The 23,518-nt window shown below is 69.6% G+C and carries 19 protein-coding genes; 6 read left to right on the forward strand and 13 right to left on the reverse strand.

Going from position 1 to position 23,518, the window contains the following annotated elements; all coding sequences use genetic code 11:
- Positions 1 to 139: 139 nt before the first annotated feature.
- From sctD to HWY45_RS25810, 5 genes are all read right to left on the reverse strand, one after another.
- Complete coding sequence (gene sctD / locus HWY45_RS25790) at positions 140 to 1,471, reverse strand: type III secretion system inner membrane ring subunit SctD (protein ID WP_059880087.1); 1,332 nt, start codon at positions 1,469 to 1,471, stop codon at positions 140 to 142.
- Positions 1,452 to 3,509 (reverse strand): type III secretion system outer membrane ring subunit SctC, encoded by a 2,058-nt coding sequence (gene sctC, locus HWY45_RS25795; protein WP_059880089.1) that lies wholly within the window; start codon positions 3,507 to 3,509, stop codon positions 1,452 to 1,454. The genes sctD and sctC overlap by 20 nt, the downstream gene beginning before the upstream one ends.
- Positions 3,509 to 3,787, reverse strand: a complete 279-nt coding sequence (gene sctS / locus HWY45_RS25800; protein WP_059804510.1) for a type III secretion system export apparatus subunit SctS — start codon at positions 3,785 to 3,787, stop codon at positions 3,509 to 3,511. Before sctS ends, sctC begins: the two co-directional genes overlap by 1 nt.
- Complete coding sequence (gene sctV, locus HWY45_RS25805) at positions 3,784 to 5,979, reverse strand: type III secretion system export apparatus subunit SctV (protein WP_059880092.1); 2,196 nt, start codon at positions 5,977 to 5,979, stop codon at positions 3,784 to 3,786. Before sctV ends, sctS begins: the two co-directional genes overlap by 4 nt.
- Before the next feature lie 210 nt (positions 5,980 to 6,189).
- Positions 6,190 to 7,023, reverse strand: a complete 834-nt coding sequence (locus HWY45_RS25810) for an autoinducer binding domain-containing protein (protein ID WP_059563047.1) — start codon at positions 7,021 to 7,023, stop codon at positions 6,190 to 6,192.
- Between the two features lie 286 nt (positions 7,024 to 7,309).
- Here HWY45_RS25810 and HWY45_RS25815 point away from each other — a divergent pair, with 286 nt between their 5' ends.
- The gene (locus tag HWY45_RS25815; protein WP_059563048.1) at positions 7,310 to 8,215 is read left to right on the forward strand and encodes a helix-turn-helix transcriptional regulator; all 906 of its coding nucleotides are present in this window, start codon (positions 7,310 to 7,312) and stop codon (positions 8,213 to 8,215) included.
- A gap of 164 nt (positions 8,216 to 8,379) precedes the next feature.
- Here HWY45_RS25815 and HWY45_RS25820 read toward each other — a convergent pair whose 3' ends face one another.
- From HWY45_RS25820 to HWY45_RS25830, 3 genes are all read right to left on the reverse strand, one after another.
- Positions 8,380 to 10,026 (reverse strand): NRAMP family divalent metal transporter, encoded by a 1,647-nt coding sequence (locus HWY45_RS25820; protein WP_059880094.1) that lies wholly within the window; start codon positions 10,024 to 10,026, stop codon positions 8,380 to 8,382.
- A gap of 955 nt (positions 10,027 to 10,981) precedes the next feature.
- Positions 10,982 to 12,688, reverse strand: coding sequence for an alpha,alpha-trehalase TreA (treA, locus tag HWY45_RS25825; protein ID WP_059880097.1), 1,707 nt, complete (start codon positions 12,686 to 12,688; stop codon positions 10,982 to 10,984).
- 135 nt (positions 12,689 to 12,823) lie between these two features.
- On the reverse strand, positions 12,824 to 13,453 hold the full coding sequence (locus tag HWY45_RS25830) for a TetR/AcrR family transcriptional regulator (RefSeq protein WP_059880100.1): 630 nt from the start codon (positions 13,451 to 13,453) through the stop codon (positions 12,824 to 12,826).
- A gap of 251 nt (positions 13,454 to 13,704) precedes the next feature.
- On the opposite strand from HWY45_RS25830, the gene HWY45_RS25835 reads away from it, so the two are divergent.
- Together HWY45_RS25835 and HWY45_RS25840 are read left to right on the forward strand one after the other, a co-directional pair.
- Positions 13,705 to 15,093, forward strand: a complete 1,389-nt coding sequence (locus HWY45_RS25835) for an MFS transporter (protein ID WP_059804494.1) — start codon at positions 13,705 to 13,707, stop codon at positions 15,091 to 15,093.
- A 365-nt stretch (positions 15,094 to 15,458) separates the two neighbouring features.
- Positions 15,459 to 16,670, forward strand: coding sequence for a winged helix-turn-helix domain-containing protein (locus tag HWY45_RS25840; protein ID WP_059804490.1), 1,212 nt, complete (start codon positions 15,459 to 15,461; stop codon positions 16,668 to 16,670).
- 48 nt (positions 16,671 to 16,718) lie between these two features.
- On the opposite strand, the gene HWY45_RS25845 is transcribed toward HWY45_RS25840, so the two are convergent.
- Positions 16,719 to 17,927 carry an acetate/propionate family kinase gene (locus tag HWY45_RS25845; protein ID WP_059880102.1) on the reverse strand — a complete coding sequence of 403 codons (1,209 nt, stop codon included), beginning with the start codon at positions 17,925 to 17,927 and terminating at the stop codon, positions 16,719 to 16,721.
- A gap of 13 nt (positions 17,928 to 17,940) precedes the next feature.
- Complete coding sequence (locus HWY45_RS25850; RefSeq protein WP_059880205.1) at positions 17,941 to 18,930, reverse strand: phosphate acetyltransferase; 990 nt, start codon at positions 18,928 to 18,930, stop codon at positions 17,941 to 17,943.
- 198 nt (positions 18,931 to 19,128) lie between these two features.
- Between HWY45_RS25850 and atpG the strand changes: the two genes are divergently transcribed.
- Both atpG and atpC read left to right on the forward strand, forming a co-directional pair.
- Positions 19,129 to 19,998, forward strand: a complete 870-nt coding sequence (atpG, locus tag HWY45_RS25855) for an ATP synthase F1 subunit gamma (RefSeq protein ID WP_059805030.1) — start codon at positions 19,129 to 19,131, stop codon at positions 19,996 to 19,998.
- Between the two features lie 11 nt (positions 19,999 to 20,009).
- Positions 20,010 to 20,471: an ATP synthase F1 subunit epsilon gene (gene atpC, locus HWY45_RS25860; RefSeq protein ID WP_059804480.1), complete on the forward strand. Its 462-nt coding sequence runs from the start codon at positions 20,010 to 20,012 to the stop codon at positions 20,469 to 20,471.
- A 15-nt stretch (positions 20,472 to 20,486) separates the two neighbouring features.
- On the opposite strand, the gene HWY45_RS25865 is transcribed toward atpC, so the two are convergent.
- The 3 genes from HWY45_RS25865 to HWY45_RS25875 form a co-directional block, all read right to left on the reverse strand.
- Positions 20,487 to 20,705, reverse strand: coding sequence for a DUF1653 domain-containing protein (locus HWY45_RS25865; protein ID WP_059804475.1), 219 nt, complete (start codon positions 20,703 to 20,705; stop codon positions 20,487 to 20,489).
- A gap of 73 nt (positions 20,706 to 20,778) precedes the next feature.
- A complete protein-coding gene (locus HWY45_RS25870) occupies positions 20,779 to 21,222 on the reverse strand; it encodes a GNAT family N-acetyltransferase (protein WP_059804470.1) in 444 nt (147 codons plus the stop codon).
- A complete protein-coding gene (locus HWY45_RS25875) occupies positions 21,195 to 22,001 on the reverse strand; it encodes a Fic family protein (RefSeq protein ID WP_059880105.1) in 807 nt (268 codons plus the stop codon). The genes HWY45_RS25870 and HWY45_RS25875 overlap by 28 nt, the downstream gene beginning before the upstream one ends.
- Before the next feature lie 222 nt (positions 22,002 to 22,223).
- Between HWY45_RS25875 and tcuC the strand changes: the two genes are divergently transcribed.
- Complete coding sequence (tcuC, locus tag HWY45_RS25880; RefSeq protein ID WP_059880108.1) at positions 22,224 to 23,513, forward strand: MFS transporter; 1,290 nt, start codon at positions 22,224 to 22,226, stop codon at positions 23,511 to 23,513.
- Positions 23,514 to 23,518 lie beyond the last annotated feature (5 nt).

Here is a 23,518-nt window from a genome sequence, read left to right on the forward strand (position 1 = left end):
TTCGCTCCTTTACGTAAGGTTCCAGTCCACGCCGGCGGCAGCCCCATGCTGCGCCGGCCACGTGAGCCGCCGCCCGCAGGCGGCGCCTCGCGTCCGTCGCGCCCCGCGCATCGCGCGCGGCGCCTGATTCGTCGCGGCGCTATCGCGCCGCCCCGCTTGCCACTGCATGCGCGCCCGGCAGCACGGGCCCCGGCACCGGCTGCGCGACACCCGCCGCCGCGCCGCTCGCAAGCGGTGCCACCGGCGGCGCCGGCGCGCGCTCGGGCGCGGCTGCCGGCACGCCGCCGAGCGGCATCGTGATCCGCTGGCCGTTGCGCTCGAACACCACTTCGTCCGCGCCGATCGACACGACCGTCGGCCCGTCCTTCAGCTTCGCGCCCTCGAAATAGCGGTTGCCGTCGACCGTCTCGATGTAGCGCTGGTCGCCGTCGCCCGCGAACACGGTCGTAATCTCCGGAATCCCGGCGGTGCCGCCGAGCGTGGCCGTCACGCGCGGCGCGGCGGCTTGCGCATCGCCCACGTGATCGACGACTTCCAGCGCCGGGCGCGCGTCCTTCATGTAGTTGCGGATGCGCGGCTCGATCTGCGCGCGCGCGGCCGTGCCGGTCAGCTCGATGCGGCCGCGGCCGAGATACGACACCGTCAGCGCCGTGTCGCTGAAATAGGTCTGCGCGGTCGCGACGAGATCGCTCACCACGTAGAGGTTGCCGAGCGCCGCGTTGTCGACGCCCGCGACGATCTGCGCGACGCGCTCGCGCGCGGCCGCGTCGCTCACGTAGCCGGACACGATCACGCCGTCGTCGCGCGGCGTCACCGCCAGTTCCGGGTACGCATGCAGCAGCTGCTGCAGCCGGTGCGTGCGCGCGAGCACCGATTCGTGCTGCCACGGCAGCCGGCCCGACCACGCGACGAGCCCGTAGCCGAGCGCGCCGAGCAGCACGCCGACCCACAGCGCAACGACCGCGAGCACGAGCCGCCGGCTGCCGAGCCGGCGCAGCCCGCCCGTGAGCCAGCCGAGCCAGGCCGCCTCGCGCGCGGCCTCGGGCGCGTCGCGCTCGTCCGGCACCGCGACGCTCGCCTGCGCGTGCCGCGCGATGCCGAGCCGGATCGAGCCGACCGTCACGACGTCCTGCGGCGTCAGCGAGCGGCGCCCCGCGCCGAGCGGCGCATCGTTGAACAGCACCGGCGCGCCGGCGTCGCCGCCGTGGTCCTGCACCGTCACCGCGAGCGCGCCGACCTGCAGGCACACCTGCTTCGCGCCGATCTCGCGATCGGGCAGGATCACCTCGCAATCGGCCGACGTGCCGATCCAGTTCGCGCCGCGCGCGAGCGACATCGTGCGGCCGTACATCGGCCCGCTCAGGAAGCACAGGTTCCACGGCGAGACGAGCGCGGGCGCGGCCGCGCCGCTGCCCGCGCCGCCGGGCGCCATGCCGTCGCCGCCGTGCGGTTCAGTGATGCTCGTCGACATGGGTGGATGCTCCTGCGGTCGTCGCCGTCGCGGGCTGCGCGGCCGCGTCCTTCGGCGGCGGCGGCAGCGGCAGCGCGGGCGGGCCGAACTTCGTGCCGGGCAGCGGCTTCGGCGTCAGCGGCACCGCGACGTCGTTGTCGGGCGGCCGGTACATCGACAGCCCTTCGGGGCCCGCCGCCGCGCCGGCGCCCGGGTTCACCGGCGCGCCGTCCGGCGCGTACATCGACGCGGCCGTCACCACGCGCGGCGTCAGCAGGTAGAAGCGCTCCATGTGGTTGCCCGACTTGTCGGTGTACTTGAACAGGTTGCCGATCAGCGGAATATCCGACAGCCACGGCACGCCGCTCTTGTTCAGCCGCACCTCGTCGTCGTTGAAGCCCGCGATCAGCAGGCTCTTGCCTTCGTCGATCATCGTCTTCGTGACGATGTTGCGCTGCTGGATCACCGGCACGTTCGACACCGACGCCCCCGGCACGATGTTGCCGTCCTGGATGTCGATCGACATCATCACGCTCTGCGGGTTGCCGGCCGCCGCGGCGGCGGCCCGCGCGGCCTCGTCGACGATCATCGGCGTGACCTTGATGCTGGTGCCGGTCGTCACGCTGTACAGCGACGAATCCTGGTAGCCCTGCACCTGCACGTAGAACTGCGTGAGGTTCTCGAGGATGGCCTCGGTGTTGTCGAGCGCGAGCACCTTCGGCTTCGAATGCAGCTGCGCCTGCCCTTTCTGCGCGAGCGCGTTCACGCGCGTCAGCAGGTAGTTGCGCAGCGAGCCGCCGATCGACGCCGTGAGCGCGATGCCGGTCGGCATGAACGCGCCGGTCTGGCCGGTCTCGCTCGTGCCGACGCCGAACGTGAGCGGCGGGTTGCCCGCGCCGTTGAATTGCGAGTTGCCGGAGAGCGGGCTCGCGCCGTTGCCGATCTGCACGTCGCCATGCTTCGTGTGCAGCCGCCAGTCGATGCCGAGGCTGTCGAGCGAATCCTCGTTGATGTCGATGATCGTCACGTTGATCTCGACGATGCGCGGGCGCTCGTCGAGCTGGCTGATCAGCGACTGGTAGCGGTACATGTTCTCAGGCAGGTCGCGCACGATCACCGCGTTGATCGCCGGGTCGGCAACGATCTGCGGCAGCGTGTCGCCGCCGCCCGCGCTCGAGAACGGCGAGAACGCGCCCGCCGCGTCGCTGCTGCCGCCGCCGTACGCGCCCGAGCGCGGGCCGCCGGAGATGTCCGGGAAATCGAGGCGCGGCACCGCGATCGTCAGCCCCGAGCCGAGCTTCACCTGGCGCGCGGCCTGGCCGAGCGGCGCGCTCGCGGGCGTCAGGCCCGCGCCGCCGCCGCCCCTGCCGAACAAGCGGTTCAGGATCGTCGCGACGCCCGGCACCGTGACTTCCTTGCCCGACCGGTTGATCGTGAAGTCCGACGCCCAGCCGTACTTGAGGCGGAACGCGCGGATGTCCGCATGCTGGCCGTTCGCGGCCGGATCGCCGACGGTGCCGATCGCCTGCCGCACGAGCTCGACATAGCGGCGCGGCCCCGACACGTACACGCTGTTCGCGCGGTCGTTGATCACGAGCGTGAAGCGCTTGTCGGCGATCTGCATCGCCTGCAGCGCGCGGCCGACCTCGCCGGCCGCGTTCGGCGGGATCGGGATCATCTGCGTCTGCGACTGGTCGGCCGGATCGACGTACAGGAACGAGCCGTCGTAATACCAGGTGAGCCCGTAGGTCGAGCAGATCGTGTCGAGCGTCTGCTGCGGCGTGCCCGAGAAGCGGCCGCTGATCACGCCGTCGACCTTCGGGTCGACGACCGCCGTCACGTCCTGCGACGCGGCCAGCTCGCGGATGAAATCGGCGATCTTCTTGCCGTTCGCGACGATCGTGAACGGCTTGTTGCGCCAGCGCAGATCCGCGGCGCGCGCGGGCTGCGCGAGCGTCATGCCCAGCGACGCCGACAGCAGCGCCGTCGCGCACAGCGCAAGCGCGGCCCGTTGCAGGCCGCGGGGTTGGAACCAGACCGAGGCAACGCGTCGGCGCATCAAATGACTCCTGTGGAAGAAACGAACATGCGTTCGAGCGCCTGCTGCGCGAAGCGCAGCACTTCGCCGCCGAGCCAGCCGGACAACAGCACGAGCGCGACCATCACGGCGATCAGCCGCACCGCGATGCCGATGTTGGCGTCCTGCACCTGCGTGACCGCCTGCAGGATCGCGACGACGAGGCCCGTGACCGTCGCGATCGCGACGATCGGCAGCGACAGCAGCAGCACCAGCATCAGCGCCTGGCGGGTGAGATCGAGAATCGTCGAGGGGCTCATCGCGCGCCCCCCGGTGCACGCACGTCGGCGCCCGCGCCGAGCGTGCCGTCGTCCGGCGGGTTCTTGACCCAGCCGACCGTGTGCAGCTGCACGTCTTCCTCGATTTCCTGGTACGACAGCACCGCGAGATCGGGCAGCACCGGCTGCAGGATCGTCTTCGCGTAGCGGCGCGCGCCGAGCGCGACCATCACCGCGAGCTGCGCCGCGCCGTGCGGGCCGCCGGCGCCTGCCGCCTGCGCCGCTTGCACGACCGCGCGCACCTGCTCGCCGATGTCCTGCTTCACCGCGCTCGACAGCGCGAGGAAATTGCCCTGCTTGGTGCGCATCACCGCGCTTTCGATGCGCTCCTGCAGGTTCTGCTCGAACAGCACGACGCGCAGCTGGCGCGTCTCGCCCGCGTGGCGATCGGTGATCATCCGGCGCAGGTCGACGCGCACGAGCTCGACCAGCGCGATCACGTCGTCGGGCTCGTTCGGCGCCCACGTGATGAGGCTCTCGAAGATCACGCGCAGGTTGCGGATCGGCACCTGCTCGGCGAGCAGCCGGCGCAGCACCTCGGTCACGCGCTGCAGCGGCACGAGCCGCGTCAGCTCGCCGACGAGCTCGGGGTGGTCGCGCCGCACCAGATGCACGAGCGCCTGGGTTTCCTGGATGCCGAGCAATTCGTCCGCATGCCGGCGCACGACCTGCTCGACGTGCGCGGCGAGCGCGGCTTCGCTCGCGAGCCACTTGCCGTCCGGCGCCGCGCCGTCGGGCTTGATCCACAGCGCGGTCGCGAACGGCCCGAACGCCTCGGCCGGCTGGCGCTCCGCGCGCTCCGGCAGCGGCGACGCGCCGTCCCACAGCAGCCAGCCCGGCTTCAGCGCGCCGTGCGCGGCGAGCACGTCCTGCAAATAGATCCGGTAGGTGCCGGCCGCCGCGCCTTCGTCGTCGTTCAGCGTGATACGCGGGAACACCGTGCCGATGTCGGCATCGACGCGCGCCTTCGCGCTCGACAGCGCCGACTGCAGCTGCGCGAGGTTCAGGCTCGTGCGCAGGTCGTCGGCGAGCGACACCGCGATCAGCGACGTGACGCCCGCCGCGTGCGCGGCCTTCGCGGGCTGCCCGTCGTCGGCCGCGCCGATGCGCCCCGCGAGGTGGATCAGGTTGAAGCTCGGCGCGATCGTCTTGCGCTTGAGCTGCGTGAACGCGAACGCGCCGAGGCCGCCCGCGATCAGCGCGAACGACCACTTCGGGAAACCGGGCACCACCAGGAAACCGGCCAGCACGAGCGCGGCGATCATCAGCGCGCGCGGGTGCGCGCCGAGCTGTTCGCCCAGCTGCTCGCCGAGCTGGCGCTGGCGCGCATCGCGCGTCGCGACCCGCGTCGTCACGATGCCCGCGGCGATCGACACGAGCAGCGACGGAATCTGCGAAGCCATCCCGTCGCCGACCGTCAGGATCGCGTAGCGTTGCAGCGCGTCGCCGATGCCCATCCCGTGCATCAGCGTGCCGACCGCGATCCCCGCGACGATGTTGATGAACGCGATCACGAGCCCCGCGATCGCGTCGCCCTTCACGAACTTCATCGCGCCGTCCATCGCGCCGTGCATCTGCGATTCCTGCTCGAGCTTCTCGCGGCGCTCGCGCGCGTCGTCGGCGCTGATGATGCCCGCGCGCAGGTCGGCGTCGATGCTCATCTGCTTGCCGGGCATCGCGTCGAGCGAGAAGCGCGCGCCGACTTCGGCCACCCGCTCCGATCCTTTTGCGATCACGATGAACTGCACGACCGCGATCACCAGGAACACCACGCCGCCCACCACCACGTTGTTGCCCACCACGAGGCGGCCGAACGCGTCGATCACGTGGCCCGCGTTCGCGTGCAGCAGGATCAGCTTGCACGACGCGATGTTCAGCGCGAGCCGGAACAGCGTGGTGAACAGCAGCAGCGCGGGAAACGACGAGAAGCTGACCGCCGACGGCACGTAGGTCGACACCGTCAGCAGCACGACGCTCGCCGCGAGGTTCAGCGAGATCATCCCGTCGAGCGCGACCTGCGGCAGCGGCAGGATGAACAGCGCGACCACCGCGACGATGAACGCGGCGAGGAACAGATCGGCGCGCGGCGACGCGCCGAGGCGGCGCGCGGACACGCCGCGGCCGGCGGAAAACATCCGCTGCCAGTCGCGGGGAAGCGCCTTCGGTTCTGCCATCGTGTCGTCGCCCTCTCGGAATCGCGAACGGGCATGGGCGACCGCGCCCCCGCCGCGCGCGGTGCTTTTGAATGCGACGAGTGTAGCGACGGGATACGGGGGAAAAAGGCACCCGCCTCGTAGCACGGCGGGCGGTTTGTCAGGGGCGGACGAATCGGACTACGAAACCCCGGCGGCAGGCCGCACGACGCGCCGCCGGAACCGTTCCCGTCACGCGCGCAGGCGCCGCCCGGCGAGATACGCGAGCTGCGCGCGGTTCTGCACGTTGAAGAGTTTTTCGAGCGAGCGGATGTGATGGCCGACCTTGTGCAGCGACGTGCGCAGCGCGCTCGCGATCTCCTGGTCGGACAGCCCGTGCACGAGACGATCGAGCACCGCCTGCTGCTCCTGGCCGAGCGCGAAGCCGCGCGTGCGCGCGATGCGCGCCTCGAGGAACGGCAGCGCGACGCGGTGCACCGCGAGGCTGACCGACAGCGCACCGCCGATCACGCGATCGTCGATCCAGTCGGTGTCGTGCGCCTCGGCGGTCAGGTTCACCGCCACCCGCAGGTCGAGCCGCGGCGCGGACAGGCTGAAGATCACGCCGCTGTTCATCGCATGCGCGCGCAGGTGGCCCGCGAGCGCGAGCACCTTGCGGTCGCCGCCGCGCTGCGCGGCCGCCTCGATCTCGTCGAGCCGCCATGCAACCGGAAAGCCGCTTTGCCGCACCTGCGCGAAACGCGGATCGGTTTCGTAGAGCATCTGCTCGATATACGGCTGCATGAACGTCGGCGGCGCGAGATCGCGCAACAGGTGCGCGCAGAGAATGCGCCGCCCGATCATTTCATATGCGCCATAACCGAGCGTGCTGAAACCGATTTGTCGCAGACGTGCATGGCATTGCGCAAAGTCGAATGCGCCCGGGTCGGATTTACCGGATGCATATTGAATGGCGGTAAGAACCTCCCGGTTCGCCGCCTGGAAACTGCTCGAATACGCGGCGGCGACCGCCAGGTCGGCCTGCGAGAACCACTCGACGAGTGGCGTACCGTCAGCATGTGTCATGAGGAGCCCGCCCCTTTTCCCAATTAGGTCTATCCAGCAGCCCCGACACGACTTGGTCTTTTTTTTGTGATCTGGTTACGATCCGATTCACGCCTCTGCATGAAACTTTCAGCGCGATTAGTATTACGGCATATTACGCGCACACAGGCATTTTTGTACAATGCCCCCGCACTTCGTCAGGATGACGATCGGCGTACATAACACACGATGTTTCGATCGCTGCGCTGCGGGCCGCCGTTGACGAAACGGCGTCGCGGCGTTGCGCGTCGGTTCCGAGGGATGTCTCATGTCCGAAATTGCATTGCACGAAGAAGCAGTCGCCCCAGGCTTTCAATTTCCTTCCTGCGATCCGGCGAGCCGCGCCGACGCGCTGCGCGCGCGCCCGGTGCAGGTCGTCTGGTGCGATGACGTGAACCGCGGCGAGCCCGCACAGCCGCACGCGCCGCGGCTCGGCGTCGCGGACACGCTCGGGCAGGCGCAGAGCACCGCCGAGCGCAATCGGATCGTCACGAGCCTGCTGCACCTCACCGGCTTCTCCACGTTCGCATACTTTGCGCTCGAATTCGCGCACGACCGCGTCGAGAGCCTCTATCTGCACGAAGCGTTCACGCCCGCGACCTACCGTGGCGACTACGTGCGGCACAGCCATCACGACGTCGATCCGCGCACGCTCGGCGCGCGCGTGTGCAACATGCCGATCGTGTGGGACCTGCAGCAGTTGCGCCGGCAGCACCAGCAGCGCGACGACGGCGCGAGCGTGCCGGCCGCCGCGCTCGACGGTTTCCTGCAGACGATGCAGGACGACGGGATGTGCAGCGGGGTCATGTATTCGATGGCCGTGCCCGGCACGCGGCTGCATGCGTTCATGAGCTTCACCGCGCCGCGCCGCACGCGCGAATGGATCACGCCGGCCACCGTCGAGCAGGCGCTGTCGATCGGGCTGTCGGTGCACAAGTTCGCGTCGCCGCAACTGATCTCGACGTCGCGCGAGCGCTCGGTGAACGGCCTCACGCCGTTCGAGCAGGAACTGCTGCGCGGCATCGCCGAAGGCGCGTCGGACAAGGAAATCGGGCGGCGCCTCGACACCAGCGCGCACAACGTCGACTATCACCTGCGCAAGCTGCGCAAACGCTTCGGCGTCGCGAACCGGATCCAGCTCACCTACCTGACGTCGAAGCTCGAGCTGATCTGAACGGCCGGTGTGCCGGGCGCGCGCCGATGGTTGCGCCCGCATCCTTCCGGCATTGCGCAAGCGGAAATCGGTCGACGCCAAAAACAAGCGCGCATGCCAACCTCGACAGGCCCGCATGCGCGCACGAAAGCGGCGCCGTCAGCGGCGCCGCGCTGAGGAACCGTCTACCTGACCAGCATCATCTGCACGACCTTCACGATCACGAGGCCGACCGCGATCACGAGGTAGCCGCGCATCACGCCCATCCAGATCCGCGTCGCGAGCGTCATCTTCTGCGGTTCGAGCGTGTCGAGCGACGGCATGCGCCACGTGTCGCGCAGCGCGCGGTCGATGCCGGGGTCGATCACTTTCCCGTTGCGCCGCAGCAGCACGGTGGCGAGATAGCCCGCGATCGCGAACACGGTGCCGCCGACCAGCACGTCGACGATCGCCGTGCCGCTGATGTCCGGATACAGCACCGACGCGGTCAGGATGATCGACAGCAGCACCAGCACCCAGATCACCGCGCCGGTAAACACGTTGAGCCTCGTCGAGTTGACCCACGGCCCGAGCACCTGCCGGTCGTTGCAGAGCAGCAGCAGGAACACGGTCGCGCTCGGCAGCAGCACGCCCGCGAGCGTCTGCACCGCTTCCGTCAGCAGGCCGAGCGGGCTGCCCGGAATCAGCACGATCGCGGCGGCGGCGGCCACGATGCCGAAGTAGACGAGATAGAAGCCCTTCGCGTCCGACACGTTGCGGTGCAGCGAATGGCGGATCTTGAACACATCGCCGATCGCATACGCGGTCGACAGCGACACGGCCGCCGCGCCGATGATGCACGCGTCGAGCAGCGCGACCGCGAACAGCGTCGCGCTCGTGCGGCCCGCATATTTTTCCAGGCCGCCGATCACGCCGCCCGCGTCCGTGAAGTTGCCGAACTCGGGACGGCCGCCGAACAGCGCCGAGCTGAAGCCGATCATCGCCACCGCGCCGATCAGCACGAACACGATTCCGATCCACAGGTCGGCCTTCTCGTACTTCATGAAGCGCGGCGTGATGCGCTTGTCGATCACGTAGCTCTGCTGGAAGAACAATTGCCACGGCGCGACCGTCGTGCCGACCACGCCGATCACGAGCAGCATCACGTCGGAGAGCTTCGCGTGCGCGGGCCAGTTCGGCACGAAGAAATCGCGCGACATCTGCGCGACCGGCGGATGGATCGTCACGAGCACCGGCACGAGCAGCAGGCTCATCACGCACAGCACGATCGCGAAGCGCTCGAAGCGCCGGAAATCGCCGGTGCTGACCGCCGCCATCGTCAGCGCGGCGGCCACGCACACGCCCGCGACCTTCGGCAGCCCGAAGAAGTCGAGCACGAACGTGATGCCGATGAACTCGGTGACGATCGTCAGCGCGTTGAGCAGGAACAGGTCGATCACGCTGAACGCGCCCCAGAACTTGCCGAAGCGCTCGAAGATCAGCCGCGCGTGGCCGACGCCCGTCACCGCGCCGAGGCGCAGCACCATTTCCTGGTTCACGTACAGCACCGGCACGAGCAGCAGCAGCGTCCACAGCAGCGTCGTGCCGTAGTTCTGGCCCGCTTGCGTGTAGGTGCCGAACGCGCCCGCGTCGTTGTCGCCGACCATCACGATCAGGCCCGGGCCGATGATCGCGAGCAGCGTGCGCACGCGCGCCCACCACGTGCCGCGCGCCGCGGTGTCGTGATGCGCGATCGTGCCGAACGCGCCGCGGATGTCGCCCTGGTGGGCTTCGTCGAGCACGGCGCCGCGTTCGACGGCGATCGGTGGAGAAACATTGGATGGCGTGGACATGGTGTGTTCCGTACGGCGAATGGTTATCGGTCAGGCGTGTGACCTTGGGATGGACACGCGCGGCCGCGATGCGGCCGCGCCTGCGCATGCCGAGGCGCGCGCGGCGTGTTCAGTGAAACAACGATTTCAGCTGGTTCAGCAGGCGGCCGAAGGACGGCCGATGGGTATCCAGCGACAGCATCGCGTCGTAGTTCGCGCGCGATTCCGTCACGCGCGGGAATTGCGACAGCAGAAGGCCGAAGTTTATGGTCTGGCTCCGTGCGGCGGCAGCAAAGGCGCTCGCCGCGTCGTGGGCGCGGGGCCAGTCCGGTGCCTGGGCGAGGTCAGGCTAGTCGGCCGGAGTGTCCCTGCGACCCGGGTTGAAAAGGGTCTGGCGGCATAAGGGGCAACTTGAGGGACAACTGTCACTGTCGTTCACGGCGGCTCCTGTTCAGTGTTCCGGACGAACACGGTTGACCACCGGCCGGCATGCGGGGCGTCGCGTGCGCAGTGCCTGCGAAAGGCGTGCGCGAACGCGCGCCGCATGCCGGGCGGCGGCGAAACCAGACGACGCATGCGCGATGGCATCACGCGGGTCTGGCGCGAATCAGGGTGCACGTAGGGAGTTGCTGCGAAGCACTGCTGCGCGCACCGTTTGCCTCAGTGACAAACGGCGGCGTTGAAAAGGCGCGGACGTCGGTCGCTCAGGCGGAAAACTCGTTCGAAGGTCGACTACTGCAAGCGTCCAAGGCGTTCGCCCAAAGAGTGAAGATGGCCGATTCTATGGATCGCCCGAAACCGAAGTCAACCCTTGGAATCCCCGTTATCGGAAAAATATTTCCGGGTTTCGGGCGTTGAAAGATTCGCGCCCGGAAATAGGCGCCCGAACCTTTCAGCGGGAAGGCGTGCCTGCCCCGGCCGGTGCATCGACGCAACGGTCCGGGGAAGCAGACGGGCCGGTCGGCCGCCGCGTTCATCACTCGCCGTACAACCCGAGCAGCTTCAACGTCACGCCATTGGTCCAGCCGAAGCCGTCCTGCAACGGGTACTCTCCCCCACCCCCGCCGCCTGCACCGGCGCCCTCGACCACGTATTTCTCGACGAGCTTGCCCTCGGTCGCATACACATGCTTCACGCTCGCAAGGAAGCGCGTGCCGATGTCCTTCGCGAGCGCGGGCTCGCCGTAGCGGCGCAGCCCGTCCACCGCGATCCACTGCAGCGGCGCCCAGCCGTTCGGCGCGTCCCATTGCTGGCCGGTGGTCGCGGTGGTGGTCGCAAGGCCGCCCGGCTGCAGCAGCGCCGTGCGCACCTCGCGTGCGGTCGCCGTCGCGCGCTCCGGCCACGCGACGCCCGCGAACAGCGGGTACAGCGCGGCCGCGGTGATCGCGTCGCGCGGCTGGCGCAACTGCCAGTCGTAGTCGCCGTAGTAGCCGCGGCGATTCCACAGGTAATGGTTGATCGCCTTCGCGCGCTGCGCCGCGCGCGCGGAAAAATCGGCGACGCACGCGACGTCGCGCGCGATCGCGCAGCCCTTCACGATCGTCTTCTCGAGATGGAACATCAGGCTGTTCAGGTCGACCGGCACGATCGACGTCGTGCGGATGGTCGCGAGCGTCTTGCCGTCGCCGAGCCAGCGCGAGCTGTAGTCCCAGCCGCTTTCCGCGCCCGCGCGCAAGTCGCGCCACACCTCGCTCGCGGGACGGCCGGGCGCCGCCTGCGCGGTCTTCACGTCCTCCAGATACGACTCGTCGCGCGGCGTGTCGCTCGCATCCCAGTAGCGGTTCAGGATCGCGCCGTCGGGCAGCGCGACCACGTGGCGGGCCGCGCCGCCGCGCGGCGTCGTGCGCTCGCCCTGCATCCAGTACGCATGCTCGCGGCGCAGCGCGGGCAGGTACTTCTGGACCACCGTGTCGCCTTCGGCCTGCGCGGCGAGCGTCACCATGTACGCGAAGAACGGCGGCTGCGAGCGGCTCGCATAGTACGTGCGGTTGCCGTTCGGCACGTGGCCGAGCGTGCCGATCAGGTGCGCGAAGTTGTCGAGCATGTCGTCGACGAGATCCTCGCGGCCCGACACCTGCAGGCCGAGCATCGTGAAATAGGTGTCCCAGTAATAGCCTTCGCGGAAGCGCCCGCCCGGCACCACGTACGGCTTCGGCAGCGGGATCAGCGAGCTGTACGGCGGCACCGTCGCGCTCGCGCGCGTGAGCTTCGGCCACAGCCAGTCGATGTGCTCGCGCAGCGTCTGGTTCGGCGGCGGCGTGACGCCCTGGTCGACGGGCGGCGTGAAGTGCTGGCCCGCGAACGCATTCAGCGAGAAGCCCGGCTGCGATCGCTGCTGTTGATACAGCTGGACGAGCGCGGCCGGATCGGTGTCCGGCGTCGCATCGACGAAGGTCTTCTGATCGGGATAGAGCTGCGCGGTCTGCACCGCGACGAACAGGTCGCCGTATAGCTGGCTCGGCGGCGGCAGGATCGTGCTCGAGGCGGATGTAGCGGGCGCGGTGGATTGAACGGCGGCCCGGCTTGCGGCCTGGTTCGCGCTGTCCGCCTGCGCGGCGCAGCCAGCGACGGCGAGATAGGCAACGGCCAGCGCGGCGGCCCAGCGCACGCGCCGCGCGGGCGGCGACGGGAACGATGCGACCGAAGCAGCGAATGCAGTTGATGCGGCACGACGTGACGTCATGACGTGTCCCCTCCTGTCGATGGTGAGTGGGTCGGCACGAGGTCTCGTTCGCGCGGTGCGCTCGTCTCGATGGCCGTCGATCGATGCGCGTCGTTATGTCCGCAAGTGGCCCGACTGTCGCACGAAACGCGCGCGTCAGGCAAGCGCGGCGTCGTGCGATTCGCGCAGATAGCCGCGCACCGCGCGCCACACGCGCGCGTCGAGCGCATCCGCATCGGTCTCGCCACGCGCGCCCGCCGCATCGACGAGGCCCTTGATCATCGCGAGCAGGTCGTGCGCGACGAGCGCCGGCGCCGCGAGCCGCGGCGCGTCGTCCTGGCCGAACGCGATCATCACCACGGCGTGAATGCGGCTCGTGACGCGCTGCGCCTGCTCGCCGAGCGGCAGCCGCGCCTCCTCGAAATCGATCAGCCGCGCGAGCGCCGGGCGGCGCAGCTGATGCGCGACCGCCGCGCGCACCAGCGCATGCAGGATCGCGTCGCACGTCGGCAGCGCCGCGGCGCGCGCGACGTCATCGAGCAGCACCGCGCTTTCGCGCGCGGACAGCATGGCGGTCAGCGCATCGCGATTCGGGAAGTACTGGTAGAGCGAGCCGATGCTGACGCCGGCCTGCGCGGCGACGGCATTCGTCGTATAGCCTTCGAAGCCGTCGCGTTCGAGAATTTGCGCGGCGGCTTCGACGATCGCATCGACGGTGGCCGTCGAGCGCCGCTGGCGCGGCGACTTGCGCGGTGCGATCGGTGTGCTGGCAGGCGTGCGGGGCATGGTGCGGTGGCGGGTTTCGAAAGCGAGTCGGCGCTCGTATTCTAGGAACGCGCTTTCCCCTTCGTCAAACGGGGCAATCGATGGCCGCGCAACCATCGGCGCCGCGCGCCGTTCTTCATGCGGGCCGAAGTCGTCTCCTTGCGCCGCCGCGCCGAAGGAACAACTGTTGCAACATGCGGAACAACCGTTGTCATACGTGACGCATCGGCAGCAAACGATGCATAATGGCGTCTTTACCGCGCGCCCAGCCCATGTCGCCCGTCTTCCTAGCACCGCTCATCGTTGCCTGTGCGTTGTTCATGGAGAGCGTCGACGCGAACATCATCGTCACTGCCCTGCCCGCGATGGCGCGCGATTTCGGGCACAGCCCCGTCACGCTGAACATCGCGATCACCGCGTATGTAGTCGGGCTCGGCGTGTTCATCCCGATCTGCGGCTGGCTCGCCGATCGCTTCAGCGCCCGCAGCGTGTTCCGCACCGCGATCGGCATCTTCGTCGTCGGCTCGCTGATGTGCGCCGCGTCCAACTCCCTCGGCCTGCTGACGTTCGCGCGCTTCGTGCAGGGCGTCGGCGGCGCGATGATGGTGCCGGTCGGGCGCATCATCATCTTCCGCGCGGTGCCGCGCGCCGATCTCGTGCGCGCGATGAACTACCTCGCGATCCCCGCGCTGTTCGGCCCGACGGTCGGCCCGCTGGTGGGCGGCTTCATCACGACGTACCTGCACTGGCGGATGATCTTCTTCATCAACGTGCCGATCGGCCTGTACGGCATCTACCTCGCCAGCAAGCACATCGCGAACACGCGCGAGCCCGACCCGGGCCCGCTCGACTGGTTCGGCTTCCTGCTGTCGGCGAGCGGCGCCGCGCTGCTGCTGATGGGCCTCACGCTGATCGACGGCGCACTGACCACGCGCGGCAACGCGCTCACCATGTGCGCGGCCGGCGGCGCGCTGCTCGCGCTCTACGTGCCGTACGCGCGCCGCAAGGAGCGGCCGGTGCTCGACCTCACGTTCCTGCGCATCCCGACCTTTCATGCGAGCGTCGTCGGCGGCTCGCTGTTCCGCATCGGCCTCGGCGCGGTGCCGTTCCTGCTGCCGCTCGCGCTGCAGGAAGGGCTCGGCATGTCCGCGTTCCATTCGGGGCTGATCACCTGCGCGTCCGCGCTCGGCGGCGCAATGAGCCGCTCGACGGCCACCCATACGCTGCGCCGCTTCGGCTTTCGCACGGTGCTGATCTACAACGCGGCCTTCGCGGGGCTCGCGATCGCCGCGTACGGCGTGTTCCATCCGGGCATGGCGACCTGGGCGATCTGGCTGATCGTGCTGGTCGGCGGGATCTTCCCCGCGCTGCAGTTCACGAGCCTGAATTCGATCATCTACGCGGATATCTCGCCGCGCGACGCGGGCCGCGCGACGAGCCTCGGCAGCGTGGTCCAGCAGATGTCGCTCGGGCTCGGCGTCACCGTCGCGGGCCTCGTGCTGCATGTGTCGCACTGGGCGCAAGGGCACCCGCAGATGGTCTGGTCGGATTTCTGGCCCGCGTTCCTGGTGGTCGGGCTGTGCTCGTTCGCCTCGATTCCGATCACGCGCAGGCTGCCGCCGGGCGCAGGCGACGATATCGCGCGAGGCAGGCGCCAGTAGGAAACGAATCGGGGAAAGCGGGAAAACGGCGGGAAAGCGGCGGGAAAGCGGCGGGAACGCCGCCACAAAAAAATCAGCGGACATCCACACGGGGCCGGTGCACAACCGCGTGGATGTCCGCTCAGGGCTCCGGGTCTCGCGTTGGGGGTTGAGATACCCGGATTCGCTTCGTGCGTGCCATGGACATATCGTGCGTCGGAAGCGGAATCGGCGCGCGCACTGCAGCGCGCTCTGGAATGCACTATAGGGAATCTCGAACGACGCGTCTGTCAACGATTGTCAGATGCGTTGCGGGAACGTATCGGGCGCACGCGCCGGATTCGCGCTAAAGTGGTGCCCGACCGCCATCCTCCACCGCCCTCCCGATGCTCACGCTCTCGCCCGCCGCCGCCCGCGCCCTGCATCTCGCCGCGCAGGGCCTGCTCGCGCCGCCGCGCCGCAAGGCGACCAAGGCCGACGTGCTCGACACGATCCGCCGCATGGCGCAGTTGCAGATCGATACGATCCACGTCGTCGCGCGCAGCCCGTACCTCGTGCTGTACAGCCGGCTCGGCGCGTTCGCGCCGCAATGGCTCGACGAGCATCTCGCCGAAGCGCGGCTGTTCGAATACTGGTCGCACGAGGCGTGCTTCCTGCCGATCGAGCAGTTCGGCCTGATGCGCTACAAGATGCTCGATCCGTCCGGCATGGGCTGGAAATACGCGGCCGACTGGCACCGGCACCATCGCGCCGACATCGAACGGCTGCTCGCGCGCATCCGCGCGGACGGCCCGGTGCGCTCGGCGGATTTCGCGCGCGAGGACGGCGTGAAAGGCAACGGCTGGTGGGACCGCAAGCCGGAGAAGCGCCACCTCGAAGTGCTGTTCACGACCGGCGACCTGATGGTGGCCGAGCGCCGCAACTTCCAGCGCGTGTACGACGTGCGCGAGCGCGTGCTGCCCGGCTGGGACGACGCGCGCGACCTGCCGCCGCGCGAAGCGGTGCTGCCCGCGCTGCTCGACCATACGTGCCGCGCGCTCGGGATCGTGCGCGCCGACTGGGTCGCGGACTATTACCGGCTGCCGCGCCGCTCATACCGCGCGGAACTCGATGCGCTCGCCGATGCGGGCGAGCTGATGCCGGTCGCGGTCGACGGCTGGGACGAGCCGGCCTACGTGCATCGCTCGCTCGAAGCATTGCTGCCGGCCGCCGCGGCCGACACGCTGCGCTCGACGGTCACGACGCTGCTGTCGCCGTTCGATCCGGTGGTGTGGGACCGGCGGCGCGCGTCCACGCTGTTCGGCTTCGACTACACGATCGAGTGCTACACGCCCGCGCACAAGCGGCGCTACGGCTATTTCTGCCTGCCGGTGCTGCATCGCGGGCGGCTGGTCGGCCGGGTCGACGCGAAGGCGCATCGCGTGCTCGGCACCTTCGAGCTGAAGGCCGTGCACGTCGAGCCGGGCGTGCGGATCGGCGCGGGGCTCGCGAGCGACGTCGCGAAGGCGGTGAAGAAGCTCGCGGCGTGGCACGGCACGCCGACGGTCACGGTCGGGGATGCGCCGCCCGCGCTCGCGCAGGCGATCGCCGAAGCATAAGGCCAGCGGCCGCCGCGCAACATCGTCGCGGCGGCGCTCACCGGCTTCTCACTCGACGGGATGCGGGGTGGGCACGGCGCAGGCATCCAGCACGCGGCGCGTATGCCGCGCGATCATCAGGTTCTCGTCGGTCGGGATCACGCGCACCGTGACGCGCGACGCCGCGCTCGAGATCACCGGCCGGCTGGCCGCGTTCGCCGCGTCGTCGAGTTCGACGCCGAGCCACGCCGCGCCGCGGCAGATGCGCTCGCGCACGCGCGGCGCGTGCTCGCCGATCCCGGCGGTGAACACCAGCATATCGAGGCCGCCCAGCACGCCGGCCAGCGCGCCCAGCTCGCGCGCGGCGCGGTATGCGAACAGGTCGATCGCGTGCGCGGCCGCGGGCGCGTCGCTCGCGAGCAGCGTGCGCATGTCGCTCGAGATGCCCGACACGCCGAGCAGCCCCGATTCCGCGTAGATCAGATGCTCGATCTCGTCGACGCTCAGCCCTTCGTGACGCATCAGGTACAGGATCGCACCGGGGTCCAGCGCGCCCGTGCGCGTGCCCATCGGCAGGCCGTCGACGGCCGTGAAGCCCATCGTCGTCGCGACGCTGCGGCCCTGCTCGAGCGCGCACAGGCTCGCGCCGTTGCCGAGATGCGCGACGATCGTGCGGCGCCGCGTCCAGTCGCGGTCGAGCGCGGCGAGCGCCGTCGTGATGTATTCGTACGACAGCCCGTGAAACCCGTAGCGCACGATGCCCTGCGCGGTCAGCGCGCGCGGCAGCGCGAACTCGCGCTCGAGCGCCGGCAGCGTCGCATGAAACGCGGTATCGAAGCATGCGACCTGCGGCAGATCCGGCGCGACCGCGCTGACCGCGCGGATCGCGTCGACGTGGTGCGGCTGATGCAGCGGCGCGAGCGGCGACAGCGCGGCGATCGCATCGAGCACCTGCGCGTCGATCCGCACCGGCGCCGCGAAATGCGGCCCGCCGTGCACGACCCGATGGCCGACGCCGTCGAACGCCGCGTCGCGGCCGACATGCGCCGCGAACCACGCGTGCAGCGCGTCGATCGCGCCGTGATGGCCGGGCTGCGCGACCGGCCGGTCGGCCAGCGGCGCGCCGTGCGCATCCTCGACGACGAGGCGCGGCGCCGTGTGCAGGCCGTCCACCTGGCCGTGCACGCCCGCGACGAGCGAACCGTCGTCGCGCGTGTCGTAGACGGAAAACTTGAGGCTCGACGAGCCCGCATTCAGGACGAGAACCGGATGTTGCATCGCGCCCTCCCGCTCAGGACATCGCCGGCGCGGGTGCGCCGGACGCGCGCACCGCATGCGCATGGAGCGCCGCGACGGCGCAGCTCGCCATCCGCGTGCGTTCGCTGTCGGCGCGGCTCGTCAGGATGATCGGCACGCGCGCGCCGAGCACGATGCCGGCCGCGTCCGCGTTGGCGAGGAAGGTCAGCTCCTTCGCGAGCATGTTGCCGGCCTCCAGGTCGGGCGCGAGCAGGATGTCGGCATCGCCCGCGACGTCGGAGCCGAGGTGCTTGAGCCGCGCGGCTTCCGGGCTGATCGCGTTGTCCAGCGCGAGCGGGCCGTCGAGCACGCCGCCCGTGATCTGGCCGCGTTCGGCCATCTTGCACAGCGCCGCCGCGTCGAGCGTCGACGGCAGCTTCGAGCTGACTGTCTCGACCGCCGACAGGATCGCGACCTTCGGCCGCTCGACGCCGAGCGCGTGGGCGAGATCGATCGCGTTCTGCACGATGTCGACCTTCTGCTCGAGCGTGGGCCGGATGTTGACGGCCGCGTCGGTGATGAACAGCGGCTTGCGGTAGGTCGGCACGTCCATGATGAACACGTGGCTCAGGCGCCGCTCGGTGCGGATGCCCGAATCGGCGCGCACGACTTCCGCGAGCAGTTCGTCGGTATGCAGGCTGCCCTTCATCAGCGCGTCGGCCTCGCCCGCACACACCAGTGCGACGGCCTGCGCCGCGGCCGCATGGCTGTGCGGCGCATCGACGAGCCGGTACGCGGACAGGTCGAGGCCGACCATCGCGGCGAGCGCCGTCATCCGCGCGACCGGGCCGACCAGCACCGGCACGATGAGGCCGGCGTGCGCCGCGTCGACGGCCGCGCGCAACGACACCTCGTCGCACGGGTGCGCGACCGCGACGGTCACCGGGCTGAGCGAGCGACAGCGCGCGATCAGCGCGTCGTATTTCCGATGCGGGCGGGTATCAGTCGAACGGGTTGAATCGGTGGAATCGGTCGAATCGGTCATCGGGCACACCTCCGTGGTCACGTGAACGGATTCTGGTGCGATTCGTCGGACGGATGTTTGACGCGCATCAATCGGATCAGGTGAAGTCCCGATAGCATGGTTTCGACACAGCGGCATCACGGGCCGCCGCCGCGGCGCATCGCGCGCCGCCTCACAATCGCGCGTCGGCCCGCGCCGGCGCGCTCTCCGCGAGAAGTCATGCACATTCGCGAAATCCGCTCGAAGATCGCCAGCACGTCGTCGACACGCAAGATCACGCGGGCCATGGAAATGATGGCGCGCACCAAGATGGCGAACGCGCAGAAGCGCGCCCGCGATTTCCGGCCGTATGCGGAGAAGGTCAAGGCGATGGCCGAGCGCGTGCTGCGCGACCGGCCCGATCACGCGTCGGCGCTGATGGCGCAACGCACGCCGGTGCGGCGGGTCGGCCTGATCGTCGTCAGCACGGATCGCGGGCTGTGCGGGCCGCTCAATGCGCGGCTCCTCGTGCAGTGCGTCGATGCGCTCGAACGCTGGGACCAGGCCGGCGTCGCGTGCGAGCTGAGCGTGATCGGCGCACGCGGCGTCGCGCCGCTCGCGCGCTATGGCGCGAACATCACCGCACGCGCCGCCAGCCTCGCCGCCGCGCCGCACTTCGACACGATGCTCGGCGCGCTGCTCGTGCCGCTGTCGGCGTTCGTTGCCGGCGAGCTCGACGAGGTGCACGTCGCGTACAACCGGCTGACGAGCCCGCTCGCCTACGAGCCGCGCATCGACCCGGTGCTGCCCGTCACGGGCCTCGACGGTGCCGCGCCCGCGGGCGCCGCCGCGACGTCGGACTACCTGTACGAGCCGGCGCCGAAGCCGGCGGTGGATACGCTGCTGCTGCGCTACGTCGAGGCGATGCTCTACCAGGCCGTCGTCGAGAACTACGCTTGCGAGCAATGCGCGCGGATGTTCAGCATGCAGACCGCGACCGAGAACGCCGATCGCGTGCTGCACGGCCTGCGGCACTTGTATCAGAAGACGCGGCAGGCGCAGATCACCACCGAGCTGTGCGAGATCGTCGCCGGCGCGGCGGCTGTCTGACGGAGGCGCACGTGGAATCCACGATGAAGCTCGACATCCTGAGCGTCGAACAGGTGCTGTATTCCGGCGACGCGCATTTCGTCAGCGCGCCCGGCGAAAGCGGCGAACTCGGCATCTATCCGCGGCACGCGCCGCTGCTCACGCGGCTGCGGCCCGGCGTGGTGACGCTCGTCGACGCGCCGGGCGGCGCACATCGCAGGATCCTGGTGGCGGGCGGCGTGCTGGAAGTGAGCCGAGAAGGCGTGACGCTGATCGCGGATCACGCGCTGCGCACGCCGGAACTCGACGTGCTGCGCGCGCGCGAGGCGCGGCACGCGGCGGACGACTGGCGCCGCCGCTACACGCCGGAACACCGGCGCGCGTTCGATTTCGCGTCGGCGCGCGCGGAACTGATGGACGAGATCCGGCGCTTCTTCGCGCTGGCGATGCGGCAGCAGGCAGCGGCCGGCCAGACGGGAGGCGCGGGATCCTGACGCCGTGACGGCCGCTCAGTCGCGCAGCTTGCGGAAGCGCGGCGTGCCGTCCGCGAGGTTCTCGTTGAACATCGCTTCCGGCCGCACCCACAGCCCGCGCGCATGCGGCCACAGGTGCTCGTACACGACGAGCGATTCCTCGGTTTCGGAGTGCCGGGCGACGCCGACGAAGCGGTACAGGCCGCCCTTGTAATGGCGGTGGGTCGCGAGCTGTTCGGCTTCCTGTTCGGTCATGACGTGCTTCCTTCGGTGATTCGGTGATTCGGGAAGCGCGTATTGTATGCGCACGGCGTCGGCGCTTCGTGTATCAGCGCTTCGTGTAGATGTCCGGGCGGCGGATTTCCATGATCCGTTCCGGGTTGTCCGACAGGCCGAAACCGACCGGCCGGTACAGCGCGTGCGCGTCGGCGGTCACCAGCATGATGCGGCGCAGCCCCTGCACCATCTCCTGCGCGAACACGTGGTCGATCAGTGCACGGCCGTAGCCGTGGCCGCGCTCGGCCGGGAACACGAACACGTCGCACAGGTACGCGAACGTCGCGTGATCGGTCACGAGCCGCGCGAACCCCACCTGCCGGTCGCCCAGGTACGCGCCGAAGCACAGCGAGCCGGCGAGCGAGCGGTCGAACACGTCGCGCGGAATGCCCTTGGACCAATACGCGTCGAGATGCAGGAAGTCGTAGATCGCGTCGACGTCGAGTTCGCGCGGGTCGGTCGAAAATCTCAGCGTGGCGGGAGCGGCAGCGGGCACGTCGGTTCTCCGTCGGGGAGGTTGGGAAAGGGATCGGCCCGGCGCGGCCCGAGCAGGTCGAGAGTCAGGCGCAGCGCGCGCTGCACGGCTTGTGCGACCACGCGCGTGATGTCGCCGAAGTCGCCGCGCATGCACGCGCCGTCCAGCGCATCATAGTACGCGCGGCGATCCTTCGTACGAATGGCCGCGGGCGGGTAGCCGGCCTTCATCAGCTCGAGGCCGAGCAGCAGCCGCGCGGTGCGGCCGTTGCCGTCGACGAACGGATGGATTCCGACGAAGCGCGTGTGCAGCTGCGCCGCCCGCGCGATCGGGTGCAGCGCGGCGGCGCCGCCGTACCAGTCGATCAGCGCCGACATGGCGGCCGGCACGTCCAGGAAGTCGGGCGGGTGCGTGGCCGTGCCCGCGATCGCGACGTTCTCCTGGCGGTACGGCCGCACTTCGCCGTGGCCCTTCAGCACCAGCCGGTGAAGGTTGCGGATCTGCCGCTCGCAAAGCGGCTCGCGCTGCGCGACGATGTCCTCGGCATAGCGGATCGCATCGCCAAGACGCGCCGCATCCGCCGGCGCGCGCGCGGACATCGCGGCCGTCAGGAGGCTTTCGAGCACGATCCGGGTCTCGCTTGGCGCAGCGTCTGCGCTCGCATTCGCGCGGCTGGCCCGTGCCGGCATCAGCTTCGCGCGCAACGACAGGCACACCTCTCGCGACAGCGGGCGCGCGGCATCGAGCGCCGCCTTGTCGGCATCGATCGACGCGAGGAGCGTGGCGGGCAAGCGGGACATCGGGCTTTCCGGAACCGCACGGGATGAGGCCCAGTATAGATAGATCCGGGACGCATCGCGGCCGAGCGGCGTTCCCCGCGCATCCGGCGCGCGTGATTGATAACGTACGCGCATCAATCCTTCGAAAAAAAGCACTTATCGCGAGCGCCATTCCGGACGACCATGTGTGCTCCGCTCCGGCCCGTCCGGACGGCGCCCAATGAAATTCCGGAGACAACCCAGATGTCACATCCCGTGGCCCCCCCAGCCCCTTCCAAGGCCGCGGCCGTATTCCGCGTCACCGCCGGCAACTTCCTCGAGCAGTTCGACTTCTTCCTGTTCGGCTTCTATGCGACGCAGATCGCGTCGGTGTTCTTTCCGTCGACGAGCGAGTTCGCGTCGCTGATGATGACCTTCGCGGTGTTCGGCGCGGGCTTCCTGATGCGCCCGCTCGGCGCGATCGTGCTCGGCGCGTACATCGACGAGGTCGGCCGCCGCAAGGGCCTGATCGTCACGCTGTCGATCATGGCGAGCGGCACGATCCTGATCGCGTTCGTGCCCGGCTACGCATCGATCGGCCTGCTCGCGCCGGCCGCCGTGCTCGTCGGCCGCCTGCTGCAGGGCTTCTCGGCCGGCGCGGAGCTGGGCGGCGTGTCCGTCTATCTCGCGGAAATGGCGACGCCCGGCAAAAAGGGCTTCTACACGAGCTGGCAGTCGGCCAGCCAGCAGGTGTCGATCATCGTCGCGGCCGCGCTCGGCTTCGCGCTGAACGCGTGGCTGAGCGCCGCGCAGATCGCCGCGTGGGGCTGGCGCGTGCCGTTCTTCGTCGGCTGCATGATCGTGCCGGCGATCTTCATGCTGCGCCGCAGTCTGCAGGAAACCGAAGAATATACGCAGCGCCGGCATCGCCCGTCGACGCGCGAGGTGTTCGCGACGCTCGCGCGCAACTGGAGCGTCGTGCTCGGCGGGATGCTGCTCGTCGCGATGACGACCACGAGCTTCTACCTGATCACCGTCTATGCGCCGACCTTCGGCAAGACCGTGCTGCACCTGAGCACCGCGGACAGCCTGCTCGTCACGCTGTGCGTGGCCGTGTCGAACTTCATCTGGCTGCCGATCGGCGGCACGCTGTCCGACCGCTTCGGCCGCCGCCCGGTGCTGCTCGCGATGACCGCGCTGAACGTGCTGACCGCCTACCCCGCGCTGTCGCTGCTGGCGCACGCGCCGAGCTTCGCCAACATGCTGCTCGTGCTGCTGTGGCTGTCGTTCATGTACGGCCTCTACAACGGCGCAATGGTGGCCGCGCTGACCGAGGTGATGCCCGTCGAGGTGCGCGTCGCCGGATTCTCGCTCGCGTACAGCCTCGCGACCGCGGTGTTCGGCGGCTTCACGCCCGCAATCTCGACCGCGCTGATCCACTCGACCGGCGACAAGGCCGCGCCCGGCTACTGGATGGGCTTCGCCGCCGCGTGCGCGTTCGGCGCGACGGTGCTGCTGTACAGCCGCCGCCGCGACACGCTGCGCACCGCCTGACGTTC

The organism is Burkholderia stagnalis, assembly GCF_902830275.1.
Taxonomy (GTDB): Bacteria; Pseudomonadota; Gammaproteobacteria; order Burkholderiales; family Burkholderiaceae; genus Burkholderia; species Burkholderia stagnalis.

What these genes read in the sequence shown, in the direction of transcription:
- sctD (WP_059880087.1), bottom strand. Translation starts at nt 1,471, where the DNA reads ATGTCGACGAGCATCACTGAACCGCACGGCGGCGACGGCATGGCGCCC.
- sctC (WP_059880089.1), bottom strand. Translation starts at nt 3,509, where the DNA reads ATGCGCCGACGCGTTGCCTCGGTCTGGTTCCAACCCCGCGGCCTGCAA.
- sctS (WP_059804510.1), bottom strand. Translation starts at nt 3,787, where the DNA reads ATGAGCCCCTCGACGATTCTCGATCTCACCCGCCAGGCGCTGATGCTG.
- sctV (WP_059880092.1), bottom strand. Translation starts at nt 5,979, where the DNA reads ATGGCAGAACCGAAGGCGCTTCCCCGCGACTGGCAGCGGATGTTTTCC.
- HWY45_RS25810 (WP_059563047.1), bottom strand. Translation starts at nt 7,023, where the DNA reads ATGACACATGCTGACGGTACGCCACTCGTCGAGTGGTTCTCGCAGGCC.
- HWY45_RS25815 (WP_059563048.1), top strand. Translation starts at nt 7,310, where the DNA reads ATGTCCGAAATTGCATTGCACGAAGAAGCAGTCGCCCCAGGCTTTCAA.
- HWY45_RS25820 (WP_059880094.1), bottom strand. Translation starts at nt 10,026, where the DNA reads ATGTCCACGCCATCCAATGTTTCTCCACCGATCGCCGTCGAACGCGGC.
- treA (WP_059880097.1), bottom strand. Translation starts at nt 12,688, where the DNA reads ATGACGTCACGTCGTGCCGCATCAACTGCATTCGCTGCTTCGGTCGCA.
- HWY45_RS25830 (WP_059880100.1), bottom strand. Translation starts at nt 13,453, where the DNA reads ATGCCCCGCACGCCTGCCAGCACACCGATCGCACCGCGCAAGTCGCCG.
- HWY45_RS25835 (WP_059804494.1), top strand. Translation starts at nt 13,705, where the DNA reads ATGTCGCCCGTCTTCCTAGCACCGCTCATCGTTGCCTGTGCGTTGTTC.
- HWY45_RS25840 (WP_059804490.1), top strand. Translation starts at nt 15,459, where the DNA reads ATGCTCACGCTCTCGCCCGCCGCCGCCCGCGCCCTGCATCTCGCCGCG.
- HWY45_RS25845 (WP_059880102.1), bottom strand. Translation starts at nt 17,927, where the DNA reads ATGCAACATCCGGTTCTCGTCCTGAATGCGGGCTCGTCGAGCCTCAAG.
- HWY45_RS25850 (WP_059880205.1), bottom strand. Translation starts at nt 18,930, where the DNA reads ATGACCGATTCGACCGATTCCACCGATTCAACCCGTTCGACTGATACC.
- atpG (WP_059805030.1), top strand. Translation starts at nt 19,129, where the DNA reads ATGCACATTCGCGAAATCCGCTCGAAGATCGCCAGCACGTCGTCGACA.
- HWY45_RS25865 (WP_059804475.1), bottom strand. Translation starts at nt 20,705, where the DNA reads ATGACCGAACAGGAAGCCGAACAGCTCGCGACCCACCGCCATTACAAG.
- HWY45_RS25875 (WP_059880105.1), bottom strand. Translation starts at nt 22,001, where the DNA reads ATGTCCCGCTTGCCCGCCACGCTCCTCGCGTCGATCGATGCCGACAAG.
- tcuC (WP_059880108.1), top strand. Translation starts at nt 22,224, where the DNA reads ATGTCACATCCCGTGGCCCCCCCAGCCCCTTCCAAGGCCGCGGCCGTA.